The sequence below is a fragment of the Hydrogenophaga sp. RWCD_12 genome (genome assembly GCF_046604225.1).
Classification (GTDB): Bacteria; Pseudomonadota; Gammaproteobacteria; order Burkholderiales; family Burkholderiaceae_C; genus Hydrogenophaga.
Genome location: NZ_JBKIXC010000002.1, coordinates 191,220 through 214,674, shown reverse-complemented (window position 1 = coordinate 214,674; position 23,455 = coordinate 191,220). Strand labels below are relative to the sequence as shown.

Here is a 23,455-nt window from a genome sequence, read left to right as displayed (position 1 = left end):
TCTCCTGGGTGGATGTTTGTGGGTCTATCGCCCGGCGCCATCTTGTCCGAAAGCCGGAGACCCCACAATGGGTTCATGGACCGGTTTGTGATCTTTCCCCTCTTCGCGGTCGGCGTGCTTGCTGCCGGCCTCCTGCTGCCCGCGCACACCGCGCTGTTGCTGGTGGCGGTACCCGCACTGGTGCTGGCCGTGACCAGCGCCGTGCACCACGCCGAGGTGATCGCGCACAAGGTGGGTGAGCCCTTTGGCACGCTGGTGCTGGCGCTGGCGGTCACCGTCATCGAAGTGGCGCTGGTGCTGTCGATGATGCTGGCCGGCGGCGCGAACGCGGCCACCGTGCCGCGCGACACCATCTACTCGGCGGTCATGATCATCTGCAACGGCGTGGTCGGGGTCTGCCTGCTGGTGGGCGGCCTGCGCCACCGCGTGCAGGTCTTCCGCATCGAAGGCACCGGTTCGGGGCTCGCGGCACTGGTGGTGATGTCGGCGCTGGTGCTGGTGATGCCGTCGCTGACCACCAGCGCACCCGGCGCCAGCTATACCGCCTCACAACTGGTGTTCGTGGCGGCCGGCTCGCTGCTGCTCTGGCTGGTGTTCGTCTTCATCCAGACCGTGCGCCACCGCGACTACTTCCTGCCCGAAGACGAGACCGCCGACGAGACGGTGCACGCCGAGCCGCCGTCGAGCCGCGAGGCCATGGTCAGCTTCGTGCTGCTGCTGGTGGCGCTGGTGGGCGTGGTCGGGCTGGCCAAGCTGCTCTCGCCTTCGCTGGAGCGGCTGGTGCAGCAGTGGCAGGCGCCGACCGCGGTGGTCGGCACGCTGATCGCCATCGTCGTGCTCGCACCCGAGACCTGGGCCGCGATCCGCGCAGCGCGCGCCAACCGCCTGCAGACCAGCATGAACCTGGCTTTCGGCTCGGCGCTGGCCTCGATCGGCCTGACGATTCCGGTGGTGGTGATCGCGGCCGTGTGGCTGGGCCTGCCGCTGACGCTGGGCGTCGACCCCAAGAACATGGCCCTCCTGACGCTGACCTTCATCGTCGGCACGATCACGCTGGGCTCGGGCCGGACCAACCTGATGCAGGGGGCGATCCACCTGGTGGTGTTCGCGGCCTTCCTGTTCCTGACCTTCGTGCCCTGAGCCCGGGCTTTCGGCGTACGGCTCAGAAGCCTTCGAGCACGATCTTGCCGCGGGCCTGACCGCTTTCGAGCAGCGCGTGCGCTCGCCGCAGGTGGGTGGCGTTGATGGCGCCGAAGTGTTCGCCGAGTGTGCTGCGCAGGCGGCCCGCGTCGACCAGCGCCGCGACCTCGGTCAGCAGCTGGTGCTGCGCCACCATGTCTGGCGTCTCGAACAGCGAACGGGTGAACATCAGTTCCCAGTGCAGGGAAACACTCTTGCGCTTGAGTTTGCCGATGTCGATGCTGCCGGGCGCCGGGTCGTCGATCAGACCAAAGCGGCCCTGCGGCGCGATCAGCTCGGCGATCTGGGCGAAGTGCTGGTCGGTCTGGGTCAGGCTCACCACGTACGCGGGCGCGGGCAGTCCCGTCTTCCTGTAGGCCTCGGCCAGCGGTTCGCGGTGGTCGATCACTGCGTGTGCACCCAGGGCTTGAATCCAGTCGCGGGTTTCCGCGCGCGAGGCCGTGCCCACCACCGTCAGGCCGGTGAGCTGACGGGCCAGTTGCACAAGGATGGAGCCAACGCCGCCCGCCGCGCCCACGACCAGCAGGACCTGGCCATTGGCGGCATTTCCACGCGGCACCTGCAGCCGATTGAACAACAGCTCCCAGGCAGTGATCGACGTCAGCGGCAAGGCAGCCGCCTGGGCGTCGTCCAGCGAGGTCGGCGCCAGCGCAGCGATGCGCTCGTCCACCAGGTGCCGCTCGCTGTTGGCACCCGCGCGGTGGATCGCACCCGCGTACCAGACGCGGTCACCGGGCCGGAAACGCGTGACCGCCGGACCGACGGCGCGCACCGTGCCGACCGCGTCCCAGCCCAGCACCTTCCATTGCCCTGCCTCGGGCGCCACGCCGGCACGGATCTTGGTGTCGACGGGGTTGACCGCGATGGCCTTCACCTCAACCAGCAGGTCGTGTGCCTGCGGCACCGGTTCGGGCAGCTCGGTGTCCTGCAGCGCCAGGGGATCGGTGATCGGCAGGTTCTTCTGGTACGCGACGGCTTTCATCGGTGGGTTCCTTTCTTTCTCTGGGGTGGCAGGGGCAGGCTGGGGTAATCGGTGTAGCCGCGGGCGTCGCCGCCGAACAGGGTCGACGGATCAAGCTCGGCCAGCGGCAGGCCTTCGCGCAGGCGGCGCGGCAGGTCGGGGTTGGCGATGAAGGGGCGACCGAAACCGACCAGATCGGCCTGGCCGGAACCCAGCGCCAGCGCCGCGCGCTCGGCGGTGTAGCGGCCGGTCACGGCGATGTGGCCGATGAAGTCGCCGCGCAGCCGGTCGCGGAAGGCGGGAGAAAGACTTCCGTCGGCCTCGCCGTCCGCTTCGGACAGGTGCAGGTAGGCCACGCCGATCACCGACAGGGCGCGCGCGGTCTGCAGCGTGGTGGGCAGGATGTCGGGGCAGTCCATGCCGCGCGCCGCGATGCCTGGCGACAGGCGCACGCCTGTTCGGTCGCCTCCGATCGCATCGCACACCGCGTCCGCCACTTCGAGCAGGAAGCGCCCGCGGTTGCCGATGCTCCCGCCATAGCGGTCGCTGCGGTGGTTCGAGGTGCTGCGCAGGAACTGGTCGATCAGATAACCGTTGGCAGCGTGGATCTCCACGCCGTCAAAGCCCGCGGCGACCGCGTTGAGCGCCGCGCGGCGGTAGTCGTCGACGATGGCGCGGATTTCGTCCAGATCGAGCGCGCGCGGGGTGGCGCAGTCGAGCATCCGGCCCTCGCCGGTTTCCGGGTCCGCGACCCACACCTGCGCCGGGGCACGGATGGCCGAAGGCGCCACTGGCGTGCCGTCGGCGTGAAAGCTTTCGTGGCTCATGCGACCCACGTGCCAGAGCTGCAGCAGGATGCGCCCGCCCGCGCGGTGCACCGCCTGCGTCACCATGCGCCAGCCTTCGATCTGCGCCGGTGTGTGGACGCCGGGCGTGAACGAATAGCCCTGGCCCTGCCGCGAAATCTGCGTCGCTTCAGCCACGATCAGACCGGCACTGGCGCGCTGCGCGTAGTACTCGGCCATCAGCGGGGTCGGTACGTCGCCCGGCTGGCTGGTGCGGCACCGGGTCATCGGCGGCATCACGATGCGGTTGGGCAGGGTCCAGGCGCCGCAATGCAGGGGTTCAAACAGCGGATTCACAGAGGGTGGCAGTGGTGGAACACGACACCGAGTCTGCGAAATCACCCCTGAATTTTGGAGGGGCTGACGGACGATTCATTTTCAAAGAAAATCGAACAATGACCCGAATGACCGACCTCGAACTGCTGGTGCGTACCGCCGAACTGGGCAGCCTGACCGGCGCCGCCAAGGCGCTGGACTGGTCACCGGCCGCAGCCAGCGCGGCAATCAAGCGGATGGAGGCGGAGTGGGGAGCGCCGGTGTTCGTGCGCAGCACCCGCAGCCTGCGGCTTTCAACAGAAGGCGAACGGATGCTGCCGCACATCCGGCAGGCCCTGCAGTCGCTGCGCGACGCGCAGGACGCGGCCTCCTCGCGGCGCAAGGCAATCACGGGCGAGGTGCAGGTCGCGATGCCGTCCGACCTCGGGCGCAGCGTGCTGCTGCCCTGGCTGGAGCAGTTCCAGGAAGCGCACCCGAGGCTGGCGCTGCGGCTGCACCTGTCGGACCGCAACTCCGACCTGATGCGCACGCCGCTGGATCTGGCGCTGCGCTATGGCCAACCGCCCGACTCCACCCACGTCGCCCTGCCGCTGGCACCGGGCAACCGGCGCGTGCTGGTCGCGGCGCCGGGCTACGTGCGGCGCCACGGGGTGCCCAGGACCCCGGCCGACCTGGAGCAGCACGAGGCGCTGCGCTTCATGCTGCGCGACGAGGTGCCGAAGCACTGGCGCATCCAGATCGACGGACAGTGGGTCGACGCCCCGGTGCAGGGACGGCGCTCGGCCAACGACGGTGAGGTCGTCAAGCGCTGGGCGCTCGCCGGGCTGGGCGTCGCCTACAAGTCGTGGCTCGACGTGGCCGCCGAGGTCGCCGACGGGCGCCTGCAACGGCTGAACCCGCACTGGGTCGGCGAGCCCTCGCCGCTGTTCCTGGTGGTCCCTGGTCGCGCGCAGATCACGCCGGCGGCGCGCGCGCTGCGCGAGTGGCTCAAGCCGCGGCTGGCCGAGGTGGCGGGACGGCTGGGGGGCTGACTACACACTCCATCACGCTCCATCGCACCAAGGGCGCATGGGCCGGGCAACGGTCTCCTCCGCCCTGCCGGGCATCCGGCCGTGCTACGCTCATTGCGCACCCACCCCCCAGCGCTCACGGGTGTGGGTAGCGTCGCCGGAACACGTGAGCAGGCTGCCACTGGAACACACCGCATGATGGACGATCGCCACGCAGACTCCACCCACTACATGCGCCTTCTGGTCGATCGCGTTCCCACGATGCTGGGATATTGGGACCGCGATCTGAAGTGCAGGTTTGCCAACCGGGCCTACGAGACATGGTTCGGCGTCAACCCCGACCATCTCATCGGAACGTCGGCCCAGGACCTGCTCGGCCCAGACCTGTTCGCCTTGAACGAACCCCTCATGCGCAAAGCCCTGGCCGGCGAGCACCAGGTGTTCGAGCGCGTCGTTCCCGGGCCGGATGGCGTCCAGCGCCCCAGCCTTGCCGAGTACATCCCGCACGTTGTGGATGGCGAGGTACCTGGCTTCATGGTGCAGGTCACCAACGTGACCGAGTTGAAGGAAACGCGCGCCGCCTTGCGCAAGGAAAGCGAGCTTCGCGCAGAGATTGAGGAACATGCGGCAAAGCTCGAGGCCTTGCTGCAGGAGAGAACCGAGATGCTCAATGTGCTGGCGCACGAGGTGCGGCAGCCCCTGAACAACGCCTCGGCCGCGCTGCAAAGCGCTCAAGGTTCGCTGAAGGCCAAGGGCGACCAGTTCGCATCGGAAAGGGTCGTGCGGGCGCAGGTCGTTCTTGGCGAGGTGCTGAGCAGCATCGACAACACGCTGACCGTGGCGTCCTTGCTGGCCAGACCCGACCCGATCCACCGCGATGACACCGATATCGCGACCTTGATTGCCGTGGCCATCGGCGACATGCCGGCTGCCGAGCGCAGCCGCATCCAGGTGCTGCGCGACACCACCACGCGCACGGCGCTCATGGACATGAGCCTGATGCGCCTGGCGCTGCGCAACGTCCTGTCCAATGCACTGAAATTCAGCTCCGCTGAAATGCCAGTGGTTGTCCGCGTCGCGGATTCGGAAGAACCACCCGCCCTGCTGATCGAGGTGAGCGACTCAGGCAGAGGCATCCCAGCAGCCCTGGTGCCCCGCCTGTTCACACGAGGGGGGCACGGTGGCGAAGGGAGCGAAGGTCATGGTCTTGGACTGGGTCTCTACATCGTCGAGCGGGTGATGTCTCTGCACAAAGGGACCGTCGAACTCGTGCGCTCTGGTCCCGATGGCACGACCATGCGACTGGCCATCACGCAGGCCGATTCCGGCGAATAGCCGGCGCCAGCCTCAGATCGCCTTCAGCGGGGCTCGGAAAGCGTAGCCAATCCCCGATTTCGCCTGCAAAGGCACCGCCGCTGGAGTGGCCCGTTCGATGCGTCGGCGAAGCCGGAACACGGTGCCGTTCAGACCGCCGGACACCTCGCTCTCACCGACGGCACCCAGGCGCCGCAGCAAGGTTTCACGCGGCACCACTTCGCCGTTGGCCTCGACGAAACAGGCGAGCAAGGCCAGGTCACGTTCGCTCAGATCGACGCGGGCACCGTCGGGCGCCACCAGTTGCGCAATCCGCTGGTCGAGCCGCCAGGTGTTCTGGAGCGGGTCGCTGGCCCCGACGCGGCGCTGCACGGCTTCGATGGCCAGTTCCACCTGGTCGAACTGCACCGGCTTGGCCAGGTACATGTCCGCACCGGCCTTGACCACCTGCTTGAACGTATCGGCCGCCAGCCGGCCGGACACCACCAGGATCCCCGCGCTGGTGCGCCGTCGCAACACCTTGATGAGGTCGACGCCGTCCACGCCGGGAAGCATCAGGTCGGTCACATAAAACTCGAAGGCGTAGGGATCGGCAGAGGCCAGGAGATCACTGCTGTCCGCAAAAGCGGCCACATCGATGCCGAGATCGCGCAGATGGGCCGACAGACCATCTGCAAACGGCCGGTCGTCATCGATCAACGCCAGGGTACTTGGAAGCATCGGAAAGGGTTGGACTACATGGCGTGGATTCAAGATTCAACCACAACAGGCGAGGCCGCAGCACCCGATTTGACAGGTCTTACAGGGTCACTTTCTTGAACTGCGAATTTGTTTGCTCAAGAAAAATCTTATTCGCGTCGAAACACCATGCAAGCCTGTCGACAGCGCGAACCTGGCGTGTGCCTTCGAGCCACGAACTCCGTCAACCGAACCCGTCTGGACCCAAGAACATGAAGACCTTTTCCGTCAAGAAGCAGCTTTCGCTGGCGTTCGGGGCGCTGTCCGTCGTGGTGCTTGGGGTCAGCCTCCTGTCTCTGCACGACCTGAGCGAATCCCACGACCGTTTCTCCGGTTTTGTCAGCGGGCCGGGCGAACGCGAGATCCTCGCCAACGACGTGCTCGACTTTGCCAGCCAGCGCGCGATCGGCGTGCGCGACATGGTGCTCGTCAAATCGGACGCCGACCGAGGCTCTGCGAAGACCATGGCGGTCACCGGACACGAAGGCCTGCAGAAGAGCCTCAAGGCGCTCAACGCGGCCGTTGAAAGCGCGAGCGACACCGGCGAACGTGATCGCACTCTGATCGCCGCCATCAACAAGGTCGAGTCCAAATACGGGCCGATCGCACTGTCGATCGTCGAACTGGCCGCAGCGGGCCAGCGCGATGAGGCCATCGACAAGATGAACAACGAATGCCGCCCTCTGCTGGCGGCGCTCCTGGCAGCCGCCAAAGAATACGTCGACGTCAGCAAAGAGGAAGCCCGAGCCAACGTTGCAGAGTCAGCCGCCGCCTACGAGGCCCAGCGAACCCTGCTGCTCACCATCAGCGCGCTCGCCGCGGTGGTGGCCTTTGCGCTGGGCTGGCTGATCACCCGCCGCCTCGTGAACGCGCTCGGCGCGGAGCCCGCCGATCTCAGCGGGACCGCCCAGCGCATTGCCGAGGGCAATCTCGGTCCGGTCCAGGGCGCGGAGAGGGCACCCGCCGGCAGCGTGCTGGCCTCGATGGGGACGATGCAGCAGCAGCTGGTCACCCTGATCGGCCAGGTGCGTCGCTCGGCCGACAGCATTGCCACCGCCAGTGCCCAGATTGCCCAGGGCAACAACGATCTCTCCGGCCGCACCGAAGAACAGGCCTCGGCGCTGGAGGAAACCGCCGCGTCCATGGAAGAGCTCAGCTCGACGGTCAAGCTGAACGCCGAAAACGCCCGCGAGGCCAACCAGATGGCGCAGAACGCGAGTGCCGTGGCCATCAAGGGTGGCGACGTCGTCAGCGAAGTCGTGGAAACCATGAAGGGGATCAACGACAGCTCCCGCAAGATCGCCGACATCATCAGCGTCATCGATGGCATCGCCTTCCAGACCAACATCCTGGCGCTGAATGCCGCGGTCGAAGCGGCTCGCGCGGGCGAACAGGGCCGCGGCTTTGCGGTGGTGGCATCCGAGGTGCGCAACCTCGCCGGTCGCTCGGCCGAGGCTGCCAAGGAAATCAAGCTGCTGATCGGTGCGAGCGTCGACCGGGTCGAACAGGGCACCGCGCTGGTGGACAAGGCAGGGGCGACGATGGCGGAAGTGGTCGACTCGATCAAGCGGGTCACAGACATCATGGGCGAGATCAGCTCGGCCAGCAGTGAGCAGAGCTCGGGCGTGAGCCAGGTGGGCGAAGCCGTGACCCAGATGGATCAGGCCACGCAGCAGAACGCGGCACTCGTCGAAGAAAGCGCCGCGGCCGCCGACAGCATGAAATCCCAGGCGCAGCAGCTGGTGCAGGCCGTGGCTCTGTTTCGACTCTGAACGGGCCTGGGCAGGAATCGACGCTGCAGCCTACGGCCAGACCGCCGGCGGCTTGCAGGCGCCGACGTGGAAGATGCCTTTTTCGCCGTTGTTGGGAACAAAGACCTGGATCTCGGCGGTCTTGGGGAACTCCAAGCCATCGCCACAGCTGACGCTCTGCGTGGTGCCGACCACCACCTGTGTGCCCGGCTGCACTTCGCAAGACACCACGCGGTCGAGCCGGCTCCAGGCCGGGCAGATCGCGAAGGCGCTGCGGTAGCTTTCCTGCGTGCCGGACGGCGGGACCAGCGACCACCAGCCGCCCAGCCGCGAATACGGCACGGTCGAATCGAACACCCGGTAAAGCACGACCGGCTCCTGCACCGCATACACCTTCGCCGTGCAGGTGCCACCCTTGCCGGACGCCAGCCGCGCCTGTCGCAACAGGGCCGGGTTGTCCGATGGCATCAAACCCGGCACGGCATCGGGCGCACGCCCTTCGCAGGCCACCCCGTCGATGCCGGCCTCCGGGGACGATCCGCGGTCCACAGGAAGGGCACAGCCGGTCAGGAGAAAGGCAACAGACAACGGGACGGTCAGCAGAAGGCGCATGGGAGAGTTCTTTCGCGAAATACCGCCTTTTCGGTCGGGCGGGCCAAAACTGTAGCCGGCCCGGAGACCGGGCAAGGCTGCACCTGGGTGAACGCCGCGTTCACCCCCCGTTCAAGGCCCGGGCATCAACATATCCCCACAGGCCCACCCCGGACCTGATCCGAGCCCAGGAGCCCCACATGCCCACCGAAGTCAAGCAACTCATCCTCTCCATGCTGCGCGTCGCGTTGCCGGCGCTGTTCATCGTCGCCACCGTCGCGTTCGTCAGCATCCCCTACTCGCTCGGCCACGTGCCGGGTGAAACGCAACAGGCCAGCCTCCACGCCGGCGAGCCGCGCCACATGACGTGAAGCCAGGCTTGGCGGGTTTGACACCGCCGGATCGGGCGCGCAGGATGGGCCGAGGAGCCCCCATGACACACCCGACACGCATCGAACACGACACGCTGGGCGAGGTGCTGGTACCGGCGGACGCCCTCTGGGGCGCGCAGACCCAGCGCTCGTTGCACTTCTTTCGCATCTCCGACGAAAAGATGCCGCCGGACCTGCTGATGGCGCTGGCCCGCATCAAACGCGCCGCCGCCCGGGTCAACGCCGACCTGGGCCTGCTGGACCGGCGCGTGGCCGACGCCATCGCTGCGGCCGCCGACGAGGTGCTGGCGCACCAGCACGACGAGTCCTTCCCGCTCTCGCTCTGGCAGACCGGCTCCGGCACGCAGACCCACATGAACATGAACGAGGTGCTGGCCAACCGCGCGTCCGAACTGCTGGGCGCCGGTCGGGGTGCGCTGCGCAACGTGCACCCCAACGACCAGGTCAACCTCGGGCAGTCGTCCAACGACGTCTTCCCGACGGCGATGCACATGGCCACCTCGGCCAGCCTGCAGGCCGCGCTGCTGCCTGCCCTGCGCGCACTGCGCGCCACGCTGGCGGACCAGTCGGCGCGCTGCGCAGACATCGTGAAGGTCGGGCGCACGCACCTGCAGGACGCGACACCGTTGACCCTGGGCCAGGAAATGTCGGGCTGGGTGGCGCAGCTCGACCACGCCGAGCGCGCGATTGACAGTGCCCTGCCGGCGCTGCACGAACTGGCGATTGGCGGCACCGCAGTCGGCAACGGCATCAACACGCATCCGCAGTTCGGCGATCTCGTGGCCGCCCGGCTCGCGCAAGAGACTGGCCTCCCCCTGCGCTGCGCGCCCAACCGCTATGCCGCCATGGCCGCGCACGACGCCATGGTCCAGGCCCACGCTGCCTTGAAGACGCTCGCCGTGGTCCTCACCAAGATCGCCAACGACGTGCGCTGGCTGGCTTCAGGGCCTCGCTGCGGCCTGGGTGAGTTGCACCTGCCCGAGAACGAACCGGGCAGCTCGATCATGCCGGGCAAGGTCAACCCGACCCAGTGCGAAGCGCTGACCATGGTCTGCTGCCAGGTGGTGGGCCATGACGCGGCGGTCACGATGGCCGGCGCGTCGGGCCATTTCGAACTCAACGCCTACAAGCCGCTGATCGTGCACAACCTGCTGCTGAGCATCCGCCTGCTGACGGACGCGATGGCCAGCTTCGACGAGCACTGCGCCCGCGGAATGACCCCGGACCGGCGGCGCATCGACGAGCTGCTGCAGCGCTCTCTGATGCGGGTCACGGCACTGGCGCCGCACATCGGATACGACCGCGCAGCCCAGATCGCGAAACACGCGCTGGCCCACGACCTGAGTCTGCGCGAGGCGGCACTGGCGCTGGGGTTCGTCACCGCCGAACAGCTGGACGCCTGGCTGGGCGTCACTTCGACTTGAGCAGTTCCTGCACCGCCGCTTCCAGCTGCGCATCCCGCCCGGCCGCGATTACGTTGGGGTCGTTGTAGACCTGCACGTCGGGCACGGTTTCGTCGTTCTCGAACCAGCCACTCTTCGAGTCCTTGGCACCGAGCTGGGGAATCCCGTACTTGATCAGGTCCAGCACCGCGATCCACCAGACCGCCGTGCCGGTGCCCGGCACGCGGTCGCCAACCACCGGGCCGATGCCCAGGCGCTTGTAGAGGTGGGGAAAGATGCTGCCGTCGGAATAGCTGCTGGCGTTGGCCAGCAGGGCACTGGGTTTGGCCCACCGGTTGAGCGGGATGTTGCCCTGCGACACGCCCTCGCGGGTGACGAATCCGCCCACCACCTGACCGGTGAACAGCGTCGCCAGCTGGTCGTGCAGGAAGCCGCCCTTGTTGTAGCGCACATCGATCACCAGGCCTTCCTTGTTCCGGAACTCGCCGAACACCTGGTCGACCGCGCGCTGGTAGTTCGCGGCGTCCATTTCGTTGATGTGCACATAGCCCAGGCGCCCGTTGGACAGCTTGGCGGTCAATGCCTTGCGCTGGTCGATCCATTCGTCGTACGCCAGGTCCAGCTCCTTCTCCTGCGTGACGGGCGTGATGGTCTGGGTTCCCGGCTTGCCGCCAGGCGCGGGCACGACCGTGAGCTCGACCGGCATGCCGTCCTTGTGGTTGAGCAGGGCGTGGAACTGCTCGTTGCTGGTGACGGCCTGGCCGTTGATCGCCTGGATCACCGCACCCGGCTGCAGCAGAGACCGGGCGCTGTCGGCGGGGCCGCCTGCCATGACGGCGGCCACGCGCAGGCCAGGCCCCTGGAAGCTGGTGTCTTCGTGGATGCCCAGCGAGGCCGTGGTATCGGCCTGCGGCGACTCGCCCAGGAAGGTGCCCGCCATGTGCGACGCATTGAGCTCGCCCGCCATCTCGCCCAGCAGGTCGGCAAAGTCTTCCCACTGGCTGATGTGCGGCAGGTAGCGCGCATAGGCGGCGCCAATCGCGTTCCAGTCCCGGCCGTGCATGTCGGCCTGATAGAACTTGAGCTTCGTCATCCGCCAGAAGTACTGGAACAGATAGGCGATCTCGCCGCGCGGATCGAAGTCGATCTGGGCGTTGTAGGGAATGGCGGCGGCCTCACCGCTGGCCACCTGGATACGCTCGATCGCCGCCGGGCTCACGCTCAGCAGCGTTTCCACCTTGGCATCCGCGCTGAGGATGGGCGTGGTGAACGGCCGGGAGAACACCTTGTCCATCGCGCGTGTGCGCAGGTTCAGCCGGTAGCCTGTCAACAGCCCCGGGTCTTCGGCACTCACCAGGATCAGGTTCTCGCCGTCCGGCTGCACCTGCTTGTACAGGATCCTCGGTAACGAATACGGCGTGAGGCGCACCGTGCGGTGGCGCAGGCCGCGCACCTGGGGTTGCAGGGCCGCGCCAGCCTGGGCCGTTGGCTTGGCCACTGGCACACCCGCTCCCTTCTGCAGGAACGCGTCGTGGCCTTCCTGCGTCAGGTGGACGATGTACACATCCGTCTGGCCGCCGTTCGCATCGGCCGTGCGCAGGCCGTCGCGGTCGTTTTCCCAGATGACCGCCTGGCTGTCGGGCGTGAAGATCGGTGCCTTGTCGGGAAAGCCGCTCTGCGACAGGTTCAACGGTTCATTCTTGCCGGTGGTGTCCAGCAGGGTGATGTCGGTGTCTTCCACCGGCGAGCCTGTGGTGGCCACGATCCAGCGGCCGTCAGGCGACCAGGTCATGCTGACGTCGCCGTCCGAGTAGCTGTAGATCTTTCCGGGCGGCAGCAAGGTCGTGGTCTTGCCGGTCGTGCGGTCGTAGACCTTGATGCTGCTGCGGTTGTCGAAGTAGGCGACGCGTTTGCCATCGGGCGAGTAGGCCGGGAGCAGCGCGTCACCCTCGGTCCCGATCAGCTTCTTCTCCAGCACCGGGCCGGCCTGGGTGAAGGACGCCGGGCGATCGGCCGGCACCGAGGCTTCGTAGATGTCCGAATCCCCGCCGCGCTCGCTGCAGTACAGCAGGGTGCGACCGTCGGGGCCAAAACTGACGTGGTGCTCGAACGCGGGTGTGGACGTGATGCGCCGGGTGCGGCCGTTGACGAGGGAGGTGACGAACACCTCGCCCCGGGCCACGGTCGCGACCTCAGAGCCGTCCGGCGACACCACAATCTCGCTCACGTGCTCGTTGGCGCTGGCGGGGAAGGTGCCCGCCACCAGCGAGGCCTGGCTGATGTGCACCGACACCTTGCTGGATTGCGCTTCGCCGGGACCACGGCGCCAGATCTCGCCCTCGAAGCCGTACACCAGCGTGCCGTTGGCCGCCACGCTCAGGAAGCGCACGGGCTGGCCCTTGTGCTGCGTGATCTGCACCGCTGACGCATTGCCTTCCAGCGGCTGCTGCCACACGTTGAAACTGCTGCCGCGCTCGCTCAGGAAGTAAAAGCTCTTGCCGTCGGGCGCCCAGGTGGCGTCGCGATCTTCGCCGCGATGCGTCGTGAGCTGGCGGTGCTTTTTTGTGTCCGCGTCGTAGAGCCAGATGTCGCGCGTGCCGTCCGACGTCGCCCCTTTTCGGAACTCGTTTTCATAGACCGGCCGGTTGTCATAGAGCAGCTGTTTGCCACTGGCACTGACCGCCACATCGAGCGCCGGCGTCGGCAGCACCAGCCGGCTGCTGCCGCCGGTGACCGGCACGGTGTAGAGCTGGTCGCTGCCTGCGTAGCTGCCGGTCCGCACCGTGTTCACGGTGCCCGCACGGGGGGAGGCGAAGTAGATCTGCAAACCGTCCGGAGAGAAGGCGTAAGGCAGATCGTTGGCCGAGTGCTGGGTCAGGCGCCGGATGAGCCCGCCCGACGACGGCATCACGAAGACATCGAAATTGCCGTGCCGCTTGCTGGCAAAGGCCAGGGTCTTGCCGTCGGGGGCCCAGACCGGCCGCGTACTGTAGAAGTCGCCGCTGGTCAACGCGACCGCCTCGCCGCCGGTGCTCGGCACCTTCCAGATCTGCCCCGCGTAGGAGAACGCGATGGCACTGCCGTCGGGGGACACCGCCGGATGGCGCATCCAGAGAGGCGCGGTGTCTTGTGCACTGGCCAGCGTGCCAAGCGCGCTGAATGCCAGAAGGATGAGACTGCGGACGAAGGGCTTCATGGTTTCCTCAGGGTGACAGCAAAGGACGCATAAATCTTACGCCCGGTCTGCTGCCCCCGTCGAAATCCGCCCTCCCCGCTCAGCGCAGGCCCATGCAGTTGGCGTAGAAGGTCGTGGTCGCCGGCCAGTCGGAGAACACACCCATCACGCCCACTTCCTTGGCCAGCACGTGCAGCGCGTTGAGCATGTCGCCCTCGGTCTTCACCGCGCTGTCGAAGGTCTGGTAGTAGGAACCGTTGTTGCCGTCGGCCAGGATGCCCGAGCGCTCGAACGACCAGGTGATCAGGCCCATACCTGCAGCCTTGGCGTCCTTCGCGGCCTGCGAGGGCACGATCTTGCCGTTGTCGGCCGCCAGCAGCGCGAAGATCGGCGGTGCCCAGATGTTGATGCCCTTGGTCTTGTAGCCCACCAGGGTGTTGTAGTCCGGCAGGTCGGCCACGGTGTTGGCGTCATCCAGATAGACGGCCTGTTTGCCGAACGCGGCCTCGTTGTTCACCCAGTACAGCACGTCGTCGATGTTGAACGACTGCGCGAACACGTTGCGCGGGTTCACGCGGGCCTTCTTGTACTCGTCGATCATCTTCTGCGCGTAGGCCTGCTGCGTGAAACCTTCGAACGGCATGGTCACGCTGGCGCTCTTGAGCTCGGGCGTCATCTTCACGCCCAGCTTCTTGAACAGCTCGATCGACTCGGCGTGCGTCACCAGCGTGCCGCTGGTCGGGCCGGCGTACAGGTCGGTGCGCCAGTTGGCCGTGCCGCCCAGGTACTGCTCGGGGGTGCGCGCGGCAGGGTTGAAGGCGTCCATCTTGCCGCGCAGGGTCTTGAACTCGGCCAGCGTGATGTCGCTGGTGCGGCATTCGGCCTTGGCCGGCGTCACCACTTTGCCGTCGGCGTCCAGCACAGCCGGCACGAAGGGCTGCGTGCACTTGGATGCCAGCGGCGTGACCAGGATGTTGGTCGTCGTGTGCAGGTCGTTCTGCGCGTGGCGGCAGACCAGCTCCTTGTCCTTGGTGAAGGTCACGTCGCACTCGACGATGCCCGCGCCCATGCGCGCGGCTGCGGTGTACGACTCCACCGTGTGCTCGGGGAACTGCAGCGCGGCGCCACGGTGACCGATGGAGAAATCGCGCGTGTTGAACTCACCGCGGCGCGCGCACTGCTGCAGCTCGCGCTTGAGCGGGCTGTCGACCATGTCGTCGACCAGGAAGAACGGACGCGGGCCAAGCTGGACATGCGAAGGACGCTCGACGCCACCCATGCGCCGGCTGTGGTGGGCGTCGGACGAAGACTGCGCGAAGACCATTGAGGAAGCCAGGCCAAGCAAGGCCAGACCCAGAAAACGGGGCAAGAACGACATGGGGATTCCCTCCGGTGGGATGAACGAATGATCGGCGTGGGCCGGTGCGTCCGAAAGCGGGCGCCCGACCGGCGGATCATCGGGAGGGTTTGTGTAGAGGGTGTGACGGATTCCAAAGCTACGATGCCAGCACTCATTTCCGTCGCAGCAATATGCCAATGCCACCTCACAAGATTGATCGCAAGGCCCTTCCAACCGACTTCCCAACCCACACACACTCTGCGGAGTTCTGGGTTGAATTGGGGCGTACTGTCGCAACGTTTGGATTTCTGGAAGAAGTGCTCGTGAAGGCATACTTTGCAATCACTGGCACGACCTCATGCGAGCTACATACTGATGAGGAAGCAGCGGCTGCGGTAGAGAACTGGAGCGAGCAACTCGCACTGGCGATGGCAGACACCCTCACACCCCTCGCAGAAAAATATGCCGCTGCCGTGCGTCGAAGCACCGCCGCAAATTTTTCGGGAATAGGCGCCCTTGAAGACTCTCTCAAAGCAATCGCCAAAATTCGAAACGCGGTCTGTCACGGGTCGTGGGGAAAGCCCGACAGTTCTGGCGCATCAACCCTCTTCTACTTCAGTAGGCCTGGCAAAAAGGTCTCCAATCTTCAGAAATTCGAGACCCGGATTGACATTCCCTGGCTGAAACAGCTCCGGGCAGCGACTCTGGACTTGGCCTGCGACGTGATCGACTCCGTCACAGCCACCGGCTACCAATTTCCAAGCAGCTATGGCCCCGGAGAGCCAATCGGGAAAAGCACACGCGCCTGAGTCTCAATCGCGATCGAAGCTCAGATGCGGCTTGCCTTCTCTGGTCCTTCAAATCCAGTTACTTGACGCGCGAGCCCCAAGAAGCTCTTTCTCCCTCTCATTCCCCGCCAGCTTCGCCGCCCGCAGGAACGCCGCCTTGGCTTCCTCACGCCGCCCCAGCTTCTCCAGCAGATCGCCCTGCACCGCCGGCAGCCAGTGGTAGCGCTGCAGGGCCTTGTCCTGCAGCAGGGTGTCGACGATGGCCAGCCCGGCGGCCGGTCCGGCGGCCATGCTGACGGCGACCGCGCGGTTGAGTTCGACCACAGGCGAGGGCGCGATGCGCATGAGCTCGGCGTAGAGCGCGGCGATGCGCGGCCAGTCGGTGTCTTCGGTACTCGCCGCGCGCGCGTGGCAGGCGGCGATCTGGGCCTGCAAGCAATAGCGACCGGCCGGCTGGCCCAGCGCCTGTGCGCGGTCGAGTGCAGCGAGGCCGCGGCGGATCAGCAGATGGTCCCAGCGCCCTCGGTCCTGGTCGGCCAGCAGGATGGGGTTGCCTTCGCGGTCGGTGCGCGCGGCCGTCCGCGAGGCCTGGATCTCCATCAGCGCGAGCAGGCCCAGCACCTCGGCCTCCCGCGGCGCCAGTTCGGCCAGCATGCGGCCAAGGCGCAGGGCTTCGTCGCACAGCGCAGGGCGCATCCAGTCAGCGCCGCTGGTGGCGGTGTAGCCCTCGTTGAAGATCAGGTAGACGACTTCGAGCACCGAGCCCAGGCGCTGCGCGAGCTGTTCGCCCTGCGGCACTTCGAAGGGCACCTGCGCGTCGGCCAGCGCGCGCTTGGCGCGCACGATGCGCTGCGCGACGGTGGGTTCGGGCACGAGGTAGGCGCGCGCGATCTCGCCGGTGGTCAGCCCGCCCAGCAGCTTGAGCGTGAGCGCCACGCGCGCCTCGGGGTTGAGCACCGGGTGGCAGGCGGTGAAGATCAGGCGCAGCAGATCGTCGCCGAGGGTGGCGTGTTCGCGTTGCTGGTCGAGCGTGTCGCTGAAGTCGGGCACCACGTGCGCCTCCATCGCTTCGAGATCGCTGGCGATGTCGCCGTGCCGCGCGTCGGCCATCTGGCGGTGTCGCAGGTGGTCAAGGGCGCGGTTCAGGGCGGTGGTCATGAGCCAGGCGCCGGGCTTGTCGGGCAGACCGTCGCGCGGCCAGCGCTCGAGTGCCGCGACCAGCGCGTCCTGCGCCAGCTCCTCCGCCACGCCCACATCGCGCACGCGGCGCGCCACCGCCGCAACGATGCGGGCGGACTCGATGCGCCAGACGGCGGCAATGGTGTCGTGGACAGCGGAATGCACGCGCGCAGATTACATCTGCTCGGGCGCGGCGGTTTCGTCCATCCAGAACACTTCCCACTGGTGGCCATCGAGATCAGCGAAACCGTCCTGGACCATGAAGCCGTAGTCCTTGGGTTCTTCGATCCTGGTCGCGCCGGCAGCCACCGCCTTGGCGATCACGGCTTCGACCTCGGCGCGGCTGTCGACCGACAGGGCCAGGATGACTTCGGTGTTCTTGTGCGCGTCGCTGATCGGCTTCTTGGTGAAGCCCTGGAAGAAGGGCTCGACCAGCAGCATGGCGAAGAAGTTCTCGCCGATCTCCAGACAGGCGCCCTTGTCGTTGGTGAAGCGCTGGTTGAACGTGAGGCCCAGGGCCTTGAAGAAGGCCTGCGAGCGGGCCATGTCCCGGATGGGCAGGTTGATGAAGATCTGGCGGAACATGGTGGTCTCCTGAATGAAACGGAACGTGGGGCTCAGGCCTTTTCGGCGAGCTTTTTGAGGTTGGCCAGACCAGCTTCGAAGTCCTTGCCGATCATTTGGTCCATGTTGAAGAAGATGCCCATCAGCTTGGTGATGAAGGCGCTCGGCCCATGCATGGCCCAGGTCACCCGCGTGCCGGCGCCTTCGGGCACCAGGCTGAACACGACCGTATTGTGGCCTTCGAAGGGCTCGAACATGTCCAGCTGCATCGTCGCTTCCGACGGCGCCTTCTCGCCGGTCAACGTGATGCGGCCCCTGCCCACTTCCTTGTTGCCGGCGAAGTCGTAGCGTGCGCCGGGGCCGGCGGTCGGCCCGCCCGCAAAGTCGATCTTGATCGCCGGGTCTTTCAAGGCGTAGGGGTTCCAGGTGTTGAAGGCCTGAAGGTCGCGGATGAGCGGAAACAGCTTCTCGGCCGGCGCCGCGATGGTGGTCGAGCGCTCGACGCGGAAGGTGTCGGGGCGGGTCGACGCGTAGATCAGCAGCAGGGCAATCGCTGCCACCAGCACCAGCAGCACGGTCTTGATCATGGGGGTTCTTTCAGGGCTGGAAGTCGCTCAGCTCGTACAGCGGGCGCACCTCGATGACGGCCTCGGCGCCTTCGCGCACGGGGTTGGGAAAGCGCCGACTCCATTCGAGTGCCTCTTCGCGCGAGCGCACCTGGATCAGCGTGTAGCCGGCGACCAGCTCCTTGGTCTCGGCGAAGGGGCCATCGACCACCGTCCGCTGCTCGCCCTGATAGTGGATGCGCCAGCCGTCGCGGCTGGGCCTTAGGCCGTTGGCGTCGAGCAGCACACCCGCGCGCGCCAGCTCGGCGTTGTAAGCGCCCATCGCGGCCATCATGGCGGCGTCCGGTCCCCCGGGCCGGTCTTCAGACTCGAACTCGGCGCAGGACTTGACGATGATCATGAAGCGCATGGTGTCCTCCCGCGGGATCAGCTCTTGCACTCGGGCGGCGCCATGTTGGGCTGCATCATGCTGTTGTGATTGCCCTCGGTGTCGCGGAAGACCACGTACTCACCCACGCCGGGAATCGCCATCGGCTCGCCAATCACCTCGCCGCCGGCAGCCTTGATGCGCTGCATCGCTGCGCGGATGTCGGGCACACCGACCACCACCGAAGGGTGCTGCATCGGCCAGTCGGCCTTGAACGGGAACAGGCCGCCGTTGATCGAGCCGAGCGCGGCCTCGGGCGGCACGTGAGGGCGGGCGCCCGGCGGCGCCGTGTTGACGAGCATGTAGTCGCCCATGTCGGGGCCGAGGAACTGGTGGGTCCAGCCGAAGGCCGCCGCGTAGAAGCGCGCGGCGCGCTCGCGGTCCTTGTAGGGCATCTCGAAGTGCACGACGGCACACATGGGGACGGCGGTGGTGACAGCATTCATGGGGTTCTCCTCAGGCTGGGGTTTCACACAGAGACTTCAGCGACAGCAAGGCCTTGGGCCATGTCTCGTTCATCCAGTCGTCGAAGCTGCCGAACACGTCGACGTCGACGCGCACGCGGGTTCCTTCGGCTTCGTCGGTGAAGGTGTAGTTCTCGAAACAGGGGGCCCAGGCGCGCACGGCCTGGCTGGTGGTGTCTTCGACACCGTCCGTGACCATGCCAAGGTGGCGGATGGACACGAACTCGGCCGGCCGGTGTTCGGCAATCTCGGCGACCATGCCGTCGCCGTTGGGCCCGCAGAACCGCATCTTCGACCCGGCTTCCCAGGAGCCTTCGTAGCGCGAGCCTTCGAAGAAGGTCGCGGCCCAGCGCTCGTAGCCGGGCGTGTACAGCATGGTGTGCCAGACGTGTTCGCGCGGCGCGTCGATCAGGATCTCATGGTGCTGGGTGGTCATACCGGTACGACGAAGTGGCCCGCGGCGTTTCGACAGGACACACCCAAGGGAAAACCCTGACTACATGAAACAGGGCGCCAGGGCCCGCACCTCGACGGTGCACCACTGGGCGGCCGGGCATTCGTGGGCCAGGGCGACCGCTTCGTCGCGGGTCACGTCCTGCAGCAGGAAGAAGCCACCGATCATTTCCTTGACCTCGGCGAACGGTCCGTCCAGCGTCTGCGCCTGGCCACCCGCATGGCTCACGCGCACCGCGCTGTCCAGGCCAGACAGCGACTCGACCGCCTTGAGCTTGCCTTTGGCGGCCAGCCCTTTGCCGAAGTCCACCATCGCGGCATAGGCGGCGCGGCCTTCGGCCTCGGTGCGGGTGGCGCGCTGGCCGACGGGTTCGTGGATCAGGAGCATGTAGGACATGGAAGCACCTTGCGTGAGACAGGCGCCGATGCTACACAGGAGCGCCTTCATCGAAAAGCGCCGGATTGGCCGGTCAGTTCCGGCGTTCAGTCCCCACCCCCGGACACTAGGATCGGACGTCCACCCACGTCAGCCCACCATGGCACTCTACGAAATCATCTACGTCAGTCTGGCCACGCGCGACTTCCCGCCCGAGGAGCTCGCACAGCTGCTGGACAAGGCCCGGGTGCACAACGCCTCCCAGGGCATCACCGGCATGATGGTCTACCACCGCCGCGAGTTCATGCAGTTGCTCGAGGGCGAGCACGACGCAGTCATGGCGCTGTACGACCACATCGCGGCCGACCCGCGGCACCAGCAGGTGCGCAAGCTCTGGGACGGCCCGATCCGCGAGCGCGGCTTTTCCGACTGGGGCATGGCCTTTGTGGCGCCGGACAGGCTGGACCTTCGCAGCAAGCCGGGTTACCAGGACCTGCTCGACAAGGGACTGGGCACAGCGCCTGCGGACTCGACCGGCAAGAAGCTGATGCTCTCGATGCGCGACGACTTCCTTTGCGGCGGCTGAGCCCCGCCGGCAAACCCACACACTGGCAATGCCTCGGCGACCGTGATGCAATGCGCATCCGACCCGCCGAAGGAGATCGCCATGCCCAACAGCTTCGACACATTCAAGAGCGCCGCCCTGGCCGAGGGCTTCGACGAGGTGCTGGAGCGCGTCTGGGCGCCGGACACCGTGCTGGACACGCACACCCATCCATTTGCCGTCAAGGCCCTGGTGGTGCAGGGCGAGATGTGGCTGACGGTGGGCAACGAAACCCAGCACTTGAAGCGCGGCGAGATGTTCTCGCTCGACCACGCAGTGCCGCACGCGGAGCGCTACGGTCCCGAAGGCGCAACGTACTGGGTCGCCCGGCTCAACTGAGGCAAGGCGTTGCCTGCCTCGACGGCACCGTCGTCGGGTGAAGCCACAAACTGGGCCGGGTTCGCGCCGGTAATCCCCTCAAGAGCTTCGCGCCACACGTCGATACTGCTCAGACACAGGGCGATCGATCATTCCTGTCCTGCCAGCGCCATCGACTGGTCAAGGACGATGTTGGCACGAGCGCGACCGCCGCCTGAAAAAAAGGACCGTTCCCATGAAACTGCGCACCCAGATCCTTGCTTTGGGCCTGACCGGCGCCGTCCTCGCGGCGTTGGTCGGTGGCATTGGCCTTGTCGAATCAAACAAGCTCGCCGGGTCGATTGACGAGGCGGTGTTGGCCAGTGTCGCGCTGCAGTCCAGCCAGGAAGCGGACATGATGCACGACGCCATCCGTGGCGACGCACAGCTGGCTTACCTGGGGGCGCTGGAGAACGACAAGGCGCGGATCGCCGAGGCCGAGAAGGGACTTGAGGATCACGCCCAGACCTTCATCGCTGCACTGGACAAGCTTCGCGGCCTGCCGCTGGGCCCTGCTTCGCGCGAGGCAGAAGCCGCCGCGCGCCCGCTGGTCACGAAATACATCGCGGCGGCCGAACGGGTCGTCAAGGCATCGGGCAACGACGTGGGCGTTGCGCGCGACGCCATGCCCGCCCTGCAGACCGCATTCGCCGAGCTCGAAGACCGCATGGCGGAGCTGTCCGGCGTCATCGAAAATTCTGGCGAGTTGCTGGATGCGCAGGCCAAGGCCAGCGTCAGGCAGGTGCAGCTGGCGATCGTCGCGGGCCTGCTCCTGGCCACGGCAGCGATGGTGGTGGTGGCACTCTGGGTCGCCCGCCGGATCGCACAGCCGATTGGGCACGCGGTGGATGTCGCCGATCGCCTCGCGCAGAGCGATCTCACCGCCGAGATTCGCGCGGTCGGCAACGACGAAACCGTGCGCCTGCTCGAAGCCATGGCGCGCATGCAGACCAATTTCTCTCGCATCGTGCGTGGCGTGCAGGCCAACGCCGACAGCGTGGCCACCGCCAGCACGCAGATCGCGCAGGGCAACAACGACCTGAGCCAGCGCACCGAACAGCAGGCCAGCGCCATCGAAGAAACCGCAGCATCCATGGAAGAACTTGGGTCCACGGTCCAGCAGAATGCCGAGAACGCCAAGCAGGCCAACCAGCTCGCGCAGAGCGCGTCGACGGTGGCCGTCCAGGGTGGTGACGTCGTCGCCCAGGTGGTCGACACCATGAAGGGGATCAACGAATCGAGCAAGAAGATCGCCGACATCATCAGCGTGATCGACGGCATTGCGTTCCAGACCAACATCCTGGCACTCAACGCAGCGGTGGAAGCGGCGCGGGCCGGTGAGCAGGGCCGCGGCTTCGCGGTGGTGGCCGCCGAGGTGCGCAATCTGGCACAGCGCAGCGCGGAGGCGGCCAAAGAAATCAAGACCCTGATCAACGCCAGCGTCGAGCGGGTGGAGCAAGGCACCACACTGGTCGACAAGGCTGGCGCGACCATGTCCGAGGTCGTCAGCAGCATCCGCCGGGTGACCGACATCATGAGCGAGATCACGGCAGCCAGCGTCGAACAGAGCGCTGGTGTGTCGCAGGTCGGTCAAGCAGTGGTCCAGATGGACCAGGCGACGCAGCAGAACGCCGCGCTGGTGGAAGAGAGTGCCGCCGCCACCGAAGGTCTGAAGCTGCAGGCGCAGCAACTGGTGGCTGCGGTGGCGGTGTTCAAACTCGCCCACCGCTAGTCCTCGCGCAGCGCCCGGCGCCGCCTGCTCCGGCGCTGCGCAGGACGCTGGTCAGACCTTCGAGAAGTCCGGCTTGCGGCGTTCCATGAAGGCGCCAAAGGCTTCCTTCGCGGCCGGTTCACCGAGCATGCGGCCGAAGCTCGCGCCCTCTTCCGCCATGGTCGCCATCACCTGCGCGGTGTTGGCCTTCTTCATCAGGCGCTTGGTCTCGACCAGCGAGGCCAGGGGCTTGGCCGCCAGCTTGCGGGCCACGGCCTGTGCGTAGCCGGTGGTTTCGCTGGGCGCCAGCACGCGGTTGACCAGGCCCACTTCCAGTGCGGCCTCGGCCATGAACGGCTCACCCAGCAGCAGCGCTTCGGCCGCGCGGTGATAGCCCATCATTTGCGGCACCAGCAGGCTCGACGCTGCTTCGGGGCACAGGCCCAGGTTCACGAAGGGCATCGAGAACGCGGCGTTGTCGCCCGCGTAGACCAGGTCGCAGTGGAACAGCAGCGTGGTGCCAATGCCCACCGCCGGGCCGCAGACCGCCGCCACCAACGGCTTGGGGAACTGCGCGATGCCGCGCAGGAAGCGGAACACCGGCGAGTCTTCGGTCGCGGGCGGGTTGTTGAGGAAGTCGCCGATGTCGTTGCCGGCACTGAAGGTGGTTTCGTTGCCCTGGAACACCACCACGCGCACGGCGGGGTCGGCGGCCGCGGCGGCGATCGCATCGGCCAGCGCACCGTACATGGCGGCGGTGATGGAGTTCTTCTTGTCGGGGCGGTTGAAGGTCAGCGTGGTGATGCCGGCTTCGGTGTGGACGAGGATGTCGGACATGGTGGTTGAAATCGGAGGTCGGAAGGCAGGGAAACTACCACGGTTGGCGCACGCCGTGTGAGGGCGCTTGCCCAGTGTGCGACAGCCGCACGGAGCGCTCTACACTGCCGCCAGACCACACAACATCAAGGGTG

Annotated in this window: 24 protein-coding genes; 10 read left to right on the top strand and 14 right to left on the bottom strand. The window is 66.7% G+C overall.

What is annotated here, in order from left to right; genetic code table 11:
- The first annotated feature begins 75 nt into the window (after positions 1–75).
- Entirely contained in the window at positions 76–1,140 is a 1,065-nt protein-coding gene (locus ACLIJ1_RS08065) for a calcium:proton antiporter (protein WP_411364995.1), read from the top strand.
- Between the two features lie 22 nt (positions 1,141–1,162).
- On the opposite strand, the gene ACLIJ1_RS08060 is transcribed toward ACLIJ1_RS08065, so the two are convergent.
- Both ACLIJ1_RS08060 and ACLIJ1_RS08055 read right to left on the bottom strand, forming a co-directional pair.
- Complete coding sequence (locus ACLIJ1_RS08060) at positions 1,163–2,182, bottom strand: zinc-binding alcohol dehydrogenase family protein (RefSeq protein WP_411364994.1); 1,020 nt, start codon at positions 2,180–2,182, stop codon at positions 1,163–1,165.
- Entirely contained in the window at positions 2,179–3,303 is a 1,125-nt protein-coding gene (locus ACLIJ1_RS08055; protein ID WP_411364993.1) for an alkene reductase, read from the bottom strand. The genes ACLIJ1_RS08060 and ACLIJ1_RS08055 overlap by 4 nt, the downstream gene beginning before the upstream one ends.
- Before the next feature lie 107 nt (positions 3,304–3,410).
- Here ACLIJ1_RS08055 and ACLIJ1_RS08050 point away from each other — a divergent pair, with 107 nt between their 5' ends.
- Both ACLIJ1_RS08050 and ACLIJ1_RS08045 read left to right on the top strand, forming a co-directional pair.
- Entirely contained in the window at positions 3,411–4,313 is a 903-nt protein-coding gene (locus tag ACLIJ1_RS08050) for a LysR family transcriptional regulator (RefSeq protein ID WP_411364992.1), read from the top strand.
- A 177-nt stretch (positions 4,314–4,490) separates the two neighbouring features.
- Complete coding sequence (locus ACLIJ1_RS08045) at positions 4,491–5,627, top strand: PAS domain-containing protein (RefSeq protein ID WP_411364991.1); 1,137 nt, start codon at positions 4,491–4,493, stop codon at positions 5,625–5,627.
- A 12-nt stretch (positions 5,628–5,639) separates the two neighbouring features.
- Here ACLIJ1_RS08045 and ACLIJ1_RS08040 read toward each other — a convergent pair whose 3' ends face one another.
- Positions 5,640–6,326: a response regulator transcription factor gene (locus tag ACLIJ1_RS08040; RefSeq protein ID WP_411364990.1), complete on the bottom strand. Its 687-nt coding sequence runs from the start codon at positions 6,324–6,326 to the stop codon at positions 5,640–5,642.
- Positions 6,327–6,556: 230 nt separating this feature from the next.
- Between ACLIJ1_RS08040 and ACLIJ1_RS08035 the strand changes: the two genes are divergently transcribed.
- Positions 6,557–8,116, top strand: coding sequence for a methyl-accepting chemotaxis protein (locus ACLIJ1_RS08035; protein WP_411364989.1), 1,560 nt, complete (start codon positions 6,557–6,559; stop codon positions 8,114–8,116).
- A gap of 30 nt (positions 8,117–8,146) precedes the next feature.
- Here the strand turns inward: ACLIJ1_RS08035 and ACLIJ1_RS08030 are convergent, their stop codons facing one another.
- Complete coding sequence (locus ACLIJ1_RS08030) at positions 8,147–8,707, bottom strand: hypothetical protein (RefSeq protein ID WP_411364988.1); 561 nt, start codon at positions 8,705–8,707, stop codon at positions 8,147–8,149.
- Positions 8,708–8,886: 179 nt separating this feature from the next.
- On the opposite strand from ACLIJ1_RS08030, the gene ACLIJ1_RS08025 reads away from it, so the two are divergent.
- Positions 8,887–9,057 carry a hypothetical protein gene (locus ACLIJ1_RS08025; protein WP_411364987.1) on the top strand — a complete coding sequence of 57 codons (171 nt, stop codon included), beginning with the start codon at positions 8,887–8,889 and terminating at the stop codon, positions 9,055–9,057.
- A gap of 62 nt (positions 9,058–9,119) precedes the next feature.
- The gene (gene fumC, locus ACLIJ1_RS08020; protein ID WP_411364986.1) at positions 9,120–10,502 is read left to right on the top strand and encodes a class II fumarate hydratase; all 1,383 of its coding nucleotides are present in this window, start codon (positions 9,120–9,122) and stop codon (positions 10,500–10,502) included.
- Here the strand turns inward: fumC and ACLIJ1_RS08015 are convergent.
- Together ACLIJ1_RS08015 and ACLIJ1_RS08010 are read right to left on the bottom strand one after the other, a co-directional pair.
- A complete protein-coding gene (locus ACLIJ1_RS08015) occupies positions 10,489–13,677 on the bottom strand; it encodes a S41 family peptidase (protein ID WP_411364985.1) in 3,189 nt (1,062 codons plus the stop codon). The genes fumC and ACLIJ1_RS08015 overlap by 14 nt on opposite strands.
- A 79-nt stretch (positions 13,678–13,756) precedes the next feature.
- Positions 13,757–15,034 (bottom strand): glycerophosphodiester phosphodiesterase family protein, encoded by a 1,278-nt coding sequence (locus ACLIJ1_RS08010; RefSeq protein WP_411364984.1) that lies wholly within the window; start codon positions 15,032–15,034, stop codon positions 13,757–13,759.
- 158 nt (positions 15,035–15,192) lie between these two features.
- Between ACLIJ1_RS08010 and ACLIJ1_RS08005 the strand changes: the two genes are divergently transcribed.
- Positions 15,193–15,804, top strand: coding sequence for a hypothetical protein (locus tag ACLIJ1_RS08005; RefSeq protein WP_411364983.1), 612 nt, complete (start codon positions 15,193–15,195; stop codon positions 15,802–15,804).
- A 48-nt stretch (positions 15,805–15,852) separates the two neighbouring features.
- Here the strand turns inward: ACLIJ1_RS08005 and ACLIJ1_RS08000 are convergent, their stop codons facing one another.
- Genes ACLIJ1_RS08000 through ACLIJ1_RS07970 form a run of 7 tightly spaced genes read right to left on the bottom strand, consistent with a single transcriptional unit; the run spans position 15,853 to position 19,833 of the window.
- Positions 15,853–17,127, bottom strand: coding sequence for an RNA polymerase sigma factor (locus ACLIJ1_RS08000; RefSeq protein ID WP_411364982.1), 1,275 nt, complete (start codon positions 17,125–17,127; stop codon positions 15,853–15,855).
- Positions 17,128–17,136: 9 nt separating this feature from the next.
- On the bottom strand, positions 17,137–17,547 hold the full coding sequence (locus tag ACLIJ1_RS07995; protein WP_411364981.1) for a VOC family protein: 411 nt from the start codon (positions 17,545–17,547) through the stop codon (positions 17,137–17,139).
- Between the two features lie 32 nt (positions 17,548–17,579).
- A complete protein-coding gene (locus ACLIJ1_RS07990) occupies positions 17,580–18,113 on the bottom strand; it encodes an SRPBCC family protein (RefSeq protein WP_411364980.1) in 534 nt (177 codons plus the stop codon).
- A gap of 10 nt (positions 18,114–18,123) precedes the next feature.
- Positions 18,124–18,501, bottom strand: coding sequence for a YciI family protein (locus tag ACLIJ1_RS07985; RefSeq protein WP_411364979.1), 378 nt, complete (start codon positions 18,499–18,501; stop codon positions 18,124–18,126).
- Between the two features lie 17 nt (positions 18,502–18,518).
- Positions 18,519–18,965 (bottom strand): VOC family protein, encoded by a 447-nt coding sequence (locus tag ACLIJ1_RS07980; protein WP_411364978.1) that lies wholly within the window; start codon positions 18,963–18,965, stop codon positions 18,519–18,521.
- 10 nt (positions 18,966–18,975) lie between these two features.
- Positions 18,976–19,419 (bottom strand): SRPBCC family protein, encoded by a 444-nt coding sequence (locus ACLIJ1_RS07975; RefSeq protein WP_411364977.1) that lies wholly within the window; start codon positions 19,417–19,419, stop codon positions 18,976–18,978.
- Between the two features lie 60 nt (positions 19,420–19,479).
- A complete protein-coding gene (locus ACLIJ1_RS07970) occupies positions 19,480–19,833 on the bottom strand; it encodes a YciI family protein (protein WP_411364976.1) in 354 nt (117 codons plus the stop codon).
- A gap of 139 nt (positions 19,834–19,972) precedes the next feature.
- Between ACLIJ1_RS07970 and ACLIJ1_RS07965 the strand changes: the two genes are divergently transcribed.
- The 3 genes from ACLIJ1_RS07965 (at position 19,973) to ACLIJ1_RS07955 (ending at position 22,505) form a co-directional block, all read left to right on the top strand.
- The gene (locus ACLIJ1_RS07965) at positions 19,973–20,398 is read left to right on the top strand and encodes a BLUF domain-containing protein (protein ID WP_411364975.1); all 426 of its coding nucleotides are present in this window, start codon (positions 19,973–19,975) and stop codon (positions 20,396–20,398) included.
- An 81-nt stretch (positions 20,399–20,479) separates the two neighbouring features.
- Complete coding sequence (locus tag ACLIJ1_RS07960; RefSeq protein WP_411364974.1) at positions 20,480–20,755, top strand: cupin domain-containing protein; 276 nt, start codon at positions 20,480–20,482, stop codon at positions 20,753–20,755.
- A gap of 214 nt (positions 20,756–20,969) precedes the next feature.
- Positions 20,970–22,505: a methyl-accepting chemotaxis protein gene (locus ACLIJ1_RS07955; RefSeq protein ID WP_411364973.1), complete on the top strand. Its 1,536-nt coding sequence runs from the start codon at positions 20,970–20,972 to the stop codon at positions 22,503–22,505.
- A gap of 51 nt (positions 22,506–22,556) precedes the next feature.
- On the opposite strand, the gene ACLIJ1_RS07950 is transcribed toward ACLIJ1_RS07955, so the two are convergent.
- Complete coding sequence (locus ACLIJ1_RS07950; RefSeq protein WP_411364972.1) at positions 22,557–23,321, bottom strand: enoyl-CoA hydratase; 765 nt, start codon at positions 23,319–23,321, stop codon at positions 22,557–22,559.
- Positions 23,322–23,455 lie beyond the last annotated feature (134 nt).